General features: G+C 55.1%; 7 protein-coding genes. 3 read left to right on the forward strand and 4 right to left on the reverse strand.

What is annotated here, in order from left to right; all coding sequences use genetic code 11:
• Positions 1–105: 105 nt before the first annotated feature.
• Both CRP01_RS30000 and CRP01_RS30005 read right to left on the reverse strand, forming a co-directional pair.
• Positions 106–1,563, reverse strand: a complete 1,458-nt coding sequence (locus tag CRP01_RS30000; protein WP_099153760.1) for a DUF1501 domain-containing protein — start codon at positions 1,561–1,563, stop codon at positions 106–108.
• Positions 1,564–1,645: 82 nt separating this feature from the next.
• Complete coding sequence (locus CRP01_RS30005) at positions 1,646–4,903, reverse strand: DUF1553 domain-containing protein (RefSeq protein WP_099153761.1); 3,258 nt, start codon at positions 4,901–4,903, stop codon at positions 1,646–1,648.
• Between the two features lie 149 nt (positions 4,904–5,052).
• Between CRP01_RS30005 and CRP01_RS30010 the strand changes: the two genes are divergently transcribed.
• The gene (locus CRP01_RS30010; RefSeq protein ID WP_099153762.1) at positions 5,053–6,396 is read left to right on the forward strand and encodes a hypothetical protein; all 1,344 of its coding nucleotides are present in this window, start codon (positions 5,053–5,055) and stop codon (positions 6,394–6,396) included.
• A gap of 20 nt (positions 6,397–6,416) precedes the next feature.
• On the opposite strand, the gene CRP01_RS30015 is transcribed toward CRP01_RS30010, so the two are convergent.
• Positions 6,417–7,649, reverse strand: a complete 1,233-nt coding sequence (locus CRP01_RS30015; RefSeq protein WP_099153763.1) for an alginate lyase family protein — start codon at positions 7,647–7,649, stop codon at positions 6,417–6,419.
• 25 nt (positions 7,650–7,674) lie between these two features.
• Positions 7,675–8,553 carry an NAD(P)-dependent oxidoreductase gene (locus CRP01_RS30020; protein ID WP_099153764.1) on the reverse strand — a complete coding sequence of 293 codons (879 nt, stop codon included), beginning with the start codon at positions 8,551–8,553 and terminating at the stop codon, positions 7,675–7,677.
• A gap of 384 nt (positions 8,554–8,937) precedes the next feature.
• On the opposite strand from CRP01_RS30020, the gene CRP01_RS30025 reads away from it, so the two are divergent.
• The gene (locus tag CRP01_RS30025) at positions 8,938–10,707 is read left to right on the forward strand and encodes a sulfatase-like hydrolase/transferase (protein ID WP_099153765.1); all 1,770 of its coding nucleotides are present in this window, start codon (positions 8,938–8,940) and stop codon (positions 10,705–10,707) included.
• Positions 10,708–10,788: 81 nt separating this feature from the next.
• Positions 10,789–11,667 (forward strand): helix-turn-helix transcriptional regulator, encoded by an 879-nt coding sequence (locus CRP01_RS30030; RefSeq protein WP_099153766.1) that lies wholly within the window; start codon positions 10,789–10,791, stop codon positions 11,665–11,667.
• The last annotated feature ends 16 nt before the right edge of the window (positions 11,668–11,683 follow it).

Consider the following 11,683-nt stretch of genomic DNA (forward strand, 5'->3'; position numbering starts at 1 on the left):
TATAACCAGCCAGTCTGACAATGAGTTCAGCCCGAACAGAAATTCGCCCAAATTTGTCGCACCTTTTACCGTTTTATGCCCTTTTCCTACATTTTTCGCCCCTTTTTAGGCCAGAATACCCCGTACTACCTTTCCGTGAACATCCGTCAGCCGGTACCGTCTTCCCTGGTGTTTGAAGACCAGCCTTTCGTGGTCCATTCCGAGCAGGTGCAGCAAGGTCGCCTGAAAGTCGTGAACGTGTACGCCGTTAACCGCCACGTTATAACCCAGATCATCCGTCTGGCCGTACACCAGTCCGGCTTTCACCCCGGCCCCGGCCATCCACATGGTGAAGCAGCCCGGATGGTGATCCCGGCCGTAGGATTCGGCGGTGAGCCGTCCCTGGGAGAAACTGGTGCGCCCAAATTCCCCGCCCCACACTACGAGCGTATCCTCCAGCAATCCCCGTTGCTTGAGATCCTGAATGAGCCCGGCCGCCGCCTGGTCCGTGGACAGGGCCTGCCGACGCATGCCTCCCGGCAGACCGCCGTGGTGATCCCAGCCCATATGGTAGAGTTGGATGAACTTAACGCCTCGCTCCGCCAGCCGGCGCGCTTTAAGGCAATTGGCGGCAAAGGTGCCGGCCTGGCGGGCATCCTCGCCGTAGAGTTTGTAGATGTAATCCGGCTCGTGGTCTACCTCCACCGCTTCGGGTACCGAGGTCTGCATTCGGAAGGCCATTTCGTACTGTTTGATCTTGGAATCGATCTCGGGGTCCGCCCAGCGTTCTTTTTGCAGTTCGTTGAGCTGCCGGATATGGTCCAGGGCCCGGCGCCGGTCCTGCAGATGCACCCCTTCCGGATTATTGAGATACAGTACGGGGTCTTTGCCCGAACGAAACTGTACCCCCTGGTGGTGAGAAGGTAAAAAACCATTACTCCAGGCCGATGCGCTCAGCGGCTGGGCACCGCCCCCTTTGCTGACCATCACGACGAAGGTCGGCAGATTCTCATTATCCGACCCCAGGCCGTAGCTCAGCCAGGATCCAATGGACGGACGTCCGGCCAGTTGCGAACCGGTTTGTACAAATAATACGGCCGGTTCGTGATTGATGGCTTCCGTATACATGGAACGCACGATGCAGAGATCATCCACGATCCTGGCGGTATGGGGAAAGAGTTCACTGACCCAGGCCCCGGCGTGACCGTATTGTTTAAACCCAAATTTGGATTGCACCAGCGGGAAGGTCGATTGCCCGGATACCATACCCGAGTTGCGCTGGGTCTTTTTGATGTAATCGGGGATCTCTTTGCCGTGCCATTTTTCCAGGGCCGGTTTGTAGTCGAAAGATTCCAGATGCGATGGGCCCCCGCTTTGGAAAAGGTAGATCACGCGTTTGGCTTTGGCGGGGAAATGCGGCCCGGTCGGGTCGTTGGCTAAAGTGGGTTTATTTATCAGGGTGTTGCCTGAACGCAGGGGATTCATCAGGCTGGACAGCGCCATGGCCCCCAGACCCAGCGTGGTTTTCCGGAAGAAATCGCGGCGGGATTGAGCGGCTTGTATGTCTTGGATTATTTTTTTCATGTTGTTGTATTTGAGGTGTCGGGGGTGTCAGGTGTCAGGTGTCGGGTGTCAGGGGTCAGGTTTCAGGGTGCCGGGGTTTGGTTTATCTTAGGGTGTAACTGTCGGTGGTGTTCATTACGCTGTGCATTACGGTGGCAAGGGCGGCCAGATCGTGGTTGGCCTCCGCCGGCAGTTCACCAATTTCCAGATAGGCCGCGGCGGCTTCCGGTGATTCAGCGAAGCGTTCCTGCTCCAGTTGGTAATAGCTTAGGAGCACGGCCTCTTCTTTTGCGCTCGGCGGCCGGCCGGTCAGGTGTTCAAACCCGAGAGCCAAAGCCGATTTTGGATCCGGGCCGGTATCCGCCCGCAGATTTTCGGCCAGCACCCGGGCCGCTTCGATGTATTGTGGATCGTTCAGCAGGACCAGCGCCTGCAGGGGCGTGCTCGTAGCTACGCGTCGAACGGTACAGGCACTGCGGTCCGGAGCGTCAAAAATGAGCATGCTCGGCGGGGGCGAGGTCCGTTTAAAAACGGTATAGAGGCTTCGGCGGTACAATCCGTCTCCCGGTTCCTGCAAATAGCGGTAGCGCCAGCCTTTGTTGGTGAGCTCATCCCACAAACCGTCCGGCTGGTAGGGATAGACGCTGGAACCGCCGCGCCGGTCCACCAGTAGTCCGCTGGCGGCCAGTACATTATCCCGGATCATCTCGGCGGGTAAACGGTAACTGGGGCCACGGGCCAGCAGCGTATTGTCCGGGTCACGTTCCAGCTCTTCCGGAGTGGGAGAGGAGGACTGCTGGTAGGTGGCGGAAAGTACGATCTTTCGGTGCAGCGCCTTGATGTCCCAGTTGTTTTCCCGGAAATCAACGGCCAGCCAGTCCAGTAGTTCCGGATGGGTTGGCAGTTCACCCTGGTTCCCGAAATCTTCCGCCGTACGAACGATCCCGCGACCGAAGTGCATCTGCCAGATCCGGTTGACAAAAACGCGGGCCGTAAGCGGATGGTCCGGATCAAACAGCCATTGGGTAAGTCCCAGCCGGTTGCGGGGCCAGTCTTCACTGAAGGGGAGAATGTCATCCGGCACGCCGGCCCGGACTTCCGGCCCGGGCGAACTGTACAGACCGCGCTCCTGGATGTAGGTTTTTCTGGGTTCCGGCAGATCGCCCATCACCATGATCTCCGGTATGGGGGTGATGCTGTCGTTCAGTTGCCGTTGGAGCCGGTGCAGCGCCTGCCGGTTCTGCGCCGTTGCCGGATCGTGGTGCAGGCGGTAGTGATCCTCCAGTTGGGATTTCTTACCGGGCAACTGGAGCAGCTCGGTCAGACTTCCCGGATCACTTTGGTATAAGACTTCGAGGGAAGACAGTTCCCGGGCGTATATTTTTAATTCATCCATGCCGCCGTCGCGCAGGGTCTTGATAAAATTGCGTTCACCCAGTTGGAAACCAGCGAAACCGTAGGTATGGATATTCGGTTCGAACAAAATGCCCTTGTAGAGGTGATCGTATTCCACGTTGAGGGCGATCGGTTTTCCGTTCCAGTAGATCCTGATCCCATCGGCGCGGCTGGAGCCATCGTAGGTTAAAGTAACCTGGGTCCAGTCTCCGGCGGGCAGGGCTTCCTTACTGCGGACCTCTATAGCGTTCTGGGGATAGGAATGGGCAATGATGAATTTGAGATGATTGTCCTCCAGGTGCATCGAATAACCTTTGAAGCCCAGGCGGATATCCTCACAGTGGTAAAATACCCCCACTTCCGGATAAATGGTATCCGGATAGATCCCGAAACTGACGGAAAAGGCATCGGTCCGGTCGAACCAGCCGATCTTGTCCGGGATCTTCAGACTGGTGTAATTATTGAAGAACAGCGCCTGGCCTTTCATACCCGGTTTTGATACCCCTTCCTTCACCTTTACTTTGTCGGTATTCCGAACGGTATTATCCGTCAGGAAGAACTTTGGTTCTACGGGCTGCAGCCGGTCGAAGGGCAAATGGGCGACCAGGTCCTGCTGCTCCAGTCGGGCCAGTTCGGCGGAAAGCTTATCGGTCCGGCCGACCCAGGCGATGAAATCCGGATCTTTCCCCACCTCGTGCTCCGCCAGGGCTGTGGCTTCCCGCCGGATGCTGCGCTCCAGAAAATCCAGAATAGAATCCTGTTTTTCCGTGGTCAGTAGCATGGCCGGTCCGGGAGTCTGCCCCGGGCCGTAAACGGCCGTTCCCATTTCGTGCGTACTATTGAAGAATGCAAAAGTCTGATAGTAATCTTCCTGGCTGATGGGATCGTATTTATGATCGTGGCAACGGGCACATTCCATAGTCAGTCCCAGAAAAGCCTTACCGAGGGTATTAGTCCGGTCGGCCACGTATTCCTGCCGGAATTCTTCGAATACGATCCCGGCTTCAGAATTTTTACGATGGAGCCGGTTAAAGGCCGTGGCGAGGATAGCCTCTTTCGGCGCATCTTCCAGCAGGTCACCGGCCAGTTGCCAGGTAACAAACTGTTCGTAGGACATATTCTGGTTAAAGGCCCGGATCACCCAGTCGCGCCAGGGAGCAAATTCCCGGTGTTTATCATCGAGGTAACCGTCGCTGTCGGCGTAGCGGGCGACATCCATCCAGTCCATCGCCATCCGTTCGCCGTAGGCGGGTGATTCCAAAAATCGGTCAACCAGTCGCTCGTAGGCCTCCGGGGCGGTATCGGCCAGAAAGGCATCGATCTCTTCCAGGGAAGGCGGCAACCCGCGCAGATCAAAACTCAATCGACGGATGAGGGTGCGCTTATCCGCTGCATCGTTGGGTTGTAGGTCTTCCTGTTCCAGGCGCGCCAGCACAAAGTGGTCAATTTCATTGCGCACCCAGTCGGAGTTCTTAATTCGGGGGAGCGAGCGTTTTTCGGGTTTAAGGAAAGACCAGTGCGCTTCGTAGGGGGCTCCCTGGCGGATCCATTTACTCAGTGTGGCGATCTCCGTTTCGGATAGCGCGAGATTGGATTCCGGCGGGGGCATCAACAGGGCCGTATCGGTTGCCGTGATCCGGTGGTAGACTTCACTCCGGGAGAGCTTGTAGGGGACGATGGCAAAACGATCGGGCTGCTCCTTTAGCGCCGCGTAGGCTCCATCGGGAGTATCCAGTCGCAGGTCCGCTTTTTGGTTGGCCGCATCCGGGCCGTGGCAGGCAAAACATTTGTCCGACAGAATGGGTTTGACGTGGAAGTTAAAATTGATGGTTTCCGGTAGCTGATCGTAGGCAGCGGTGATTTCCGGGGGCAGGGGTTCTCCACAACCCATCCAGGTCAGGAGGGCGAGCAGGCAGGTGAGCAGCGGCAGATGATCTCGTTTGGATTGGGTGTGCTGGTTTTTCATCGATTGGTTTCGGAATGTTTGAAACAATGCCTATTAAATATCGCAAGAAAGTTGCGGATGAACAACTTCCCGGTCTATAATGGTAGGAGTTGGATCGTACGTCCTCAGTTGGTAACCTATTCGATCAATCTTCAAAGCCAATGCGATCCATGAAGCGAAGAACCTTTTTGAAAAACACCTCCCTGGCGGCGGGGATGCTAACTGCGGGTATTCCTTACAGTTGTAAAGACGCAAAAGCGGGCGCTTCCACCGACACGGCGGAACTCCAAATCCAACCCATTACCACCGGGCCTCAGCAGCATTGGTTCGGGTATTACGATAAGCAGCAGATAGATACCAGTGGTCGCTACGCATTGGGGGCAGAAGTAGAAAAATTCTTCCGTTCACCCACCCAGCAGGACGTGCTGCGGGTAGGTCTGATCGATCTGGAACAGGGCAATACCTGGCGGGAGATCGGTACTTCCCACTCCTGGGGCTGGCAGCAGGGCTGTATGCTGCAGTGGATACCGGGTTCGGATCGCGAAGTGATCTGGAATGACTACGGAACGGACGGTTTCATCAGCAAAGTGTACGATATAAAAACCGGAGAAACCAGAACCCTGCCCCGGGCGGTATATACGCTCAGCCCGGATGGGAAATTCGCTTTGAGTCTCGACTTCGACCGCCTGCAATTTTTCCGGCCGGGATACGGCTATCCGACCAAAACGCCGGTTACCAATTGGGAAAAAGCACCCGATCAGGCCGGCATCTATAAAATGGATCTGCAAAGTGGCGCTTCCGAACTGATCCTCACCTACGCCCAACTGGCCGGCCTCGACCGGGAGGCAGGCTCCGTGGCGGATTATTACCACTGGTTCAACCACATTCTGGTCAATCCGAGCGGAACGCGTTTTATCTTCCTCAATCGTTCGCGCCCGGTACCATCGTCCTCCGATATGAGTGCCTACCGCAAGGAAAACCCGGAATGGAATCAGTCGGGCAAAGGCCACTGGCTGACGCGTGCCATTACGGCCAATACCGACGGCAGCGATCTGTACGCGCTGAACGACAGCGGCGTCTTTTCCCACTTCATCTGGAAAGGAGACGATACGATCTGTGCCTGGGCGATGCCCGACGGTGGTGGGGACGCCGGCTTTTACGAGTTTCCGGATAAGACGAAAAACGCCCGTCAGGTCGGGAAAGGTATCATGACTGTCGACGGCCACAACACCTACGTACCGAACACCAATTACAAATGGATGCTGAATGATTGCTATCCGCAGGGAGAAGAACGCTTACAGGAATTGTATCTGTTCCACGTGCCGACCGAAAAGAAGATCTCTATCGGTAAGTTCCACGAGCCGAAGCATTTCACCGGAGAATGGCGCTGCGATCTGCATCCCCGCTGCGACCAGCAGGGAAAAAGGGTGTTTTTTGATTCTACCCACAAAGGAGACCAGCGGCAGATCTACGCGGTGGATATTTCCGGGATCATCGCCGCCGGGCCCCGTTAGGCTATTGTATAATCAGTCCCTTACATCGGCCAGTGTAAGGCACTACCAGCTTTTTCCGGGTATTGCTTCAGTAATTGTTGTGCCGTTGCCGCGTAGGCGGGATCGTACACCTTCGAAGCGATACCGAGATGGGGGATCAGTTCCTCCGGTTTGATGGGTTTGATCTGTTTGTGGGGCCATTCACTCTGCCCCAGCGCGGCGGGCAGCAGGTAATCCAACGCTTTTTTCAGGTTGGCCCCGTTGGGAGTATCGTAGTGCCAGAGATCTACCCCCACCATCTCTCCGATCCTGGCCAAAGTAAACATACCAAACAGGTTCATCGTACTGTAATTGAATGATAAGGTCCGGGCCAGTTCCTTCGGTTGGGCACCGTTCGCTTCCAGATCCTCGTCCATGCGGCTTTCTTTGGCGTTTTCGAGCATGCTGCGGGCCAGACTGTCCTGCCCGGTGAAGAGGGCGAGGGTGGCCGCCTGCACGTCGTACCAGGTACCGTGGTTGTTGGGGTGAACGGATTCGTTTTTCCCTTTTTCGCTGGTCAGTAGCCAATTCAGGTAGTCACCCATCCACTCTTGCATTCCGGACTCCAGTTCCGGGTTCCAGGCATCCGACGCGCGGATCAGGGCTACGGCGTCCGTGATCTTTCCGAGGTAGCGGGTCTCAATAATACCGATACCCCGGCCTTCCGTTCGACCGGGAATGGCCTGTCCGAATTCCAGGTGGGGATTCATGCGGGTACTATCCGCCAGGAACCAGATCTCCAGTAATTCAGCGGCCTTTTGGGCGTACTTTTCTTGTCCGGTATAGTAGTAAGCATGACTGAGCGTTTCACTGGCATTCATGAGTTCACCCATTTCGCGGTGATCCGTGAGGGTGGCGCGCTCCGGGTTTACCTCTCCATCTCTGCGAATGTAGGGCAGGCCGTTGGATTTGGTGGTGTCCGGCCACCAGTAGGGACCCTGACTCATGTAATCGTGCTTATCTCCGCTCGGTGGGGTTTGCGCTTTGTGCACCACGGAGTAGGGGGCGGCGTTCAGTAGTTGGTCGGCTTCTGCTTCCAGTTGTTCCACCAGGGAGACGACTGCGGCATCGCCCGCTGTAAATTTTGCTCGTTGTTGTTCCAGGTGTGCTCCGTCGGAAAAAACCAGCCCAGAAAGGGCGGCTTCGTCTGCCGTTGCGGAGCGGCAGGCACTACCCAGCAGTACCGCCAGGAGCAGTGAGAGGTAAGCGGCCGGAGAAAAGTACGATCTGTTCATTTGCTCTTTTCTCCGGAGACGTAAATCAGCCGGCTCTTCCCTGCAAAAATGCGTGAATAGCGGCAAAGTCTTTTCGGCCCAATCCTTCCGCGCTGGCCGAGGCAAACAATTCTTTGGTCAGATTGACCAGATAAAGGGGCTGTCCGTTCTCGTATGCCGAGAGGCTGGCCAGGTGCAGGTCTTTGTGCATCAGTTCCAGCGGGAACATCACCTCGTAGTTTTGCGAACGGATCATTTCCGCTTTGGCCTGCAGGAAGGGAGCCCCTACCGGGAGGCTAGGCAGGGTACGCAGCAGGAATTCGCGGTCCAGTCCCATTTTTTCGCCGAGCAGAACCGTTTCGGAAAAAGCGACCATCGACTGCGCCAGCAGGGCATTGACCAGCATTTTGAAAGCACTGCCCTGGCCAACTGCTCCGATATGCAGGACCTTCTTTCCCATGAATTGCAGTAACGGCTCCACGGCCAGGAATTCCTCCCGGGGCGCGCCGACAAAAAAGACCAGTTCCGCGTTTTCGGCCTGGGGCAGGGTACCGGCTACCGGAGCGTCGATGAAATCCACCGCTCTCGCTTCGGCTGACTGTGCCGCTTCGGCCGTGAAGGAAGGATTAACGGTGGAGCAGTCGATCCAGAGCGCCCCTTTTTTCATACGGTTGATACCATTTTCCAGCATCACTTCCCGGACAGCTTCCGGTCGGGCCAGCATGGTGATCACTATATCCGCTTCACTGAGGGCATCTTCGTAGCTGTCGGCCGGTCGGGCACCCAAAGCGGCTAAAGGTGCTATCGGCTCGGGCGATCGATTGAAAACGGTAAGTTGCACACCGTGTTTCAGCAGGTTTTTAGCCATCCGGCTGCCCATGATTCCCAATCCGATGAGGCTTACTTTTAGATTTTGATCAAACATATTCAGACGTTTTATTTTAGTGTCAAATTTTCTACTGGTACAAAGTTGGCAGATCGTACGGGGAAAAACTATTCGAAATCCGGCAGAAATACCAGAAACCCGTCATTTCGAATTCTCATACACTTTTTGTCTTGGAACTGGTTTAAACTTATTCATCTGGACTGTGGCCTAAAGTCTTGAATCTCCTGGACTTCAGCTTTTTCTCGTTCCGTACTTTCCCCCGGTACGGGCCCTTATGGGCAAGTACGAAACTCAAAAAGCGCTTCGCCAGTAAATCCAATACTTTGCCCTCATCGGCAGACAATAAGTTTAAACCAGTTCTTGGTGTAATGGCAAATAAGTTTAATTTCGTTTTACTATTACACACCAAGACCAACTTTATTCATGAGATCTACCACCTTCAATTCCAGTCTATTAGTTTTTCTTTTTTCCTTGATCCTATTCAGCTTTTCCTGCCGGCAGGTGCCCCGCGAAGAAGAGGCCGTATCCGGCGACGCTGCTGATTGGGAAGAGCTGATCTCCGGCCGGCCGAATATATTGTGGCTAGTGACGGAAGACATGAGCGCCTATATCGCCCCCTTCGGCGATTCTACCATCGAAACGCCAAACCTCAGTCGGCTGGCTGCCGAAGGTATTGTGTACCCGCATCTGTATTCGCCTTCGGGCGTTTGTGCGCCCAGCCGGGCCGCCATCGCTACGGGCATGTATCCCTCCAGCATCGGCGCGAATCACATGCGTACCGGTTCGTACACGGAAGTGACGGGATTGCCCGCCTACGAGGCAGTTCCCCCTTCTGAGGTGCACATGATGAGTGAATATCTGCGCAAGGCCGGATACTACTGTTCGAATAATTCCAAGAAGGACTACCAGTTTAATGATCCGGTAACAGCCTGGGATGAGAGTGGCAACTTTGCCCACTGGCGCAACCGGGAGGACGGACAGCCTTTCTTTTCGATCTTCAACTTTACGGTGACCCACGAATCGGGCTTGTTCGAACCTTATGGCTATCGCAAAAATGAGTTTCGACATTATCAGTCCGGAGATACCAGTTTTGTGGCCGGAGCCTGGAACGAAAAAGTTTCTGCGGCAGAAACGGATCCTCACGTATCCAAAGATCTTGATTTTTCCATCCCGCCCTATTTACCGCAAACCGACTCTGTACGCCGGGATATGTGGAAAGTGTACAACAATATTGCCGAAATGGATGCGCAACTGGGCGCCATTCTGGATCAACTGGAAGCGGACGGCCTGCTCGACAGCACCATTATTTTCTTTTATGCCGATCACGGCGGCCCTTTGCCCCGCCAAAAGCGGCTGATCTACGATTCCGGGCTGAATTCCCCGATGATCATTCGCTTTCCGGGCAAATGGCGGGCCGGTAGCCGGGACGAGCAACTGCTGAGTTTCATCGATTTCGCGCCTACCGTCATGTCTTTGGTCGGTATTGAACCGCCGGCCTATCTGCAGGGGCAGGCGTTTCTCGGCGAATACCAGGCGGCCGAACCCCGCCAGTACATTCACGCCGCCGCCGATCGTTTTGACGGTTTTACCGACGCCATCCGGGCGGTGCGGGGCCCGCGGTTCAAGTACATCCGGAATTACCGGCCGGAACAGGGCTATTACCTGCCGGTGGTTTACCGGGAGCAGATCCCAACCATGCGGGAACTACTGCGGATGCGGGATGCCGGTACCCTAAACGAATACCAGGCCCAGTGGTTCCGGGAAACCAAACCGCGGGAAGAATTATTCGATTGTGAAAATGATCCCCATGAACTGCACAATCTGGCGGAAGATCCCGAATATGCCGATAAGCTGGCGGAATTGAGCGCCGAAATGGATCGCTGGCTGGCGGCCATCGGCGATCAACCCAATCTGCCGGAAGCGGAATTAGTCGATCAGCTCTGGGACGGCAGTAAAACCCAACCGGAAACCGCCGATCCCGAAGTAACTATTTCCGATGATCAGGTGACTATCAGCAGCGCAACGCCGGGCGCCTCCATCGGCTACAAAGTGATCGGAGCGGGAGAGTCGGCGCCAAAATCCTGGTCGGTATACGCCGGCCCCTTCACCGTGGCGGCCGGTAGTGAGCTGTGGGTTCAGGCCCACCGGATCGGGTACGTGCCGAGCGAAACGATCGTCCGGGAAGTGGAATAGATCGAAACGCGGTGGCGATTTCCTGGTACTTTTGATCAATCTGGGATATTTTTTCCCACTGAGAAGTACGAACTTTGGGGTATGATCATTATACCGCAACGCTTATTCAGTGATCCGCAGGTACAGGTCATCCTGCGGGATGGTAATGTCTGCATCCTGCAAAAAAAACTTACCGAACCTATCCGGGAACGGGAAGGCTATATCTCCAATCATGTCATCTCCCTGCTGCTGGCCGGCGAGCAACACCTGCGCACCTTTGATGACGAGACCATCCGGGTGCAGGCCGGGGAGATATTGTTTATTCCCCGCGGACTGTATTACATTTCCGATCTCCTGCCCGAAGCAGGAGCCTTTGGAAGTCTGCTTTTTTATTTCGACGATCGGATCATCCAGGAGTTCTTATCCGTTTCGCGGGTCGATGAGTTTAATCGGGATCGGATCCCGACCCATCTGAAATGCAAGGCGCCGCCCGCCATTTCCCTTTTTGCCCGGTCGCTACTCGGCATTTATCAACAGAACGGGATCCGGCAAAAGCAGTTTCTTGACCTGAAGATACTCGAGCTGCTCCATCTGCTCAACGGACAGGTTCCCAGCCGGCAGTTTGCCGATTTCCTGTTCCGACTTACGTTGCCGAAAAAGCGGAATATCCGCCATTTCATGCAGCAAAACTTCGATAAACCGTTGAAGATCGAAGACTATGCCTATCTCACCGGCCGCAGCCCGAGCAGCTTTCGGCGGGACTTTAAACAGTTTTTTGCCACCACGCCGCAAAAGTGGATCAAACAAAAAAGGCTGGAAAAGGCCCGTAGCCTGTTGGAGGAACAATCCTCCAGCGTTGCCGATCTGGCTTTTGCCGTGGGTTACGAAAATGTGTCCTATTTTATTAAGGAATTTAAAGACGCATTCGGCATTTCCCCGAAACAGCTGCAATTGTCACAGGAAGAAAAAAAAGAAAAGTAAGCGGATGAGTTATTGA

The organism is Flavilitoribacter nigricans DSM 23189 = NBRC 102662 (genome assembly GCF_002646595.1).
Taxonomy (GTDB): Bacteria; Bacteroidota; Bacteroidia; order Chitinophagales; family Saprospiraceae; genus Flavilitoribacter; species Flavilitoribacter nigricans.

Bases quoted from the DNA above. Each gene is read 5' to 3' on its own strand.
- CRP01_RS30000 (WP_099153760.1), bottom strand. From the start codon at position 1,563: ATGAAAAAAATAATCCAAGACATACAAGCCGCTCAATCCCGCCGCGAT.
- CRP01_RS30015 (WP_099153763.1), bottom strand. From the start codon at position 7,649: ATGAACAGATCGTACTTTTCTCCGGCCGCTTACCTCTCACTGCTCCTG.
- CRP01_RS30010 (WP_099153762.1), top strand. From the start codon at position 5,053: ATGAAGCGAAGAACCTTTTTGAAAAACACCTCCCTGGCGGCGGGGATG.
- CRP01_RS30020 (WP_099153764.1), bottom strand. From the start codon at position 8,553: ATGTTTGATCAAAATCTAAAAGTAAGCCTCATCGGATTGGGAATCATG.
- CRP01_RS30005 (WP_099153761.1), bottom strand. From the start codon at position 4,903: ATGAAAAACCAGCACACCCAATCCAAACGAGATCATCTGCCGCTGCTC.
- CRP01_RS30030 (WP_099153766.1), top strand. From the start codon at position 10,789: ATGATCATTATACCGCAACGCTTATTCAGTGATCCGCAGGTACAGGTC.
- CRP01_RS30025 (WP_099153765.1), top strand. From the start codon at position 8,938: ATGAGATCTACCACCTTCAATTCCAGTCTATTAGTTTTTCTTTTTTCC.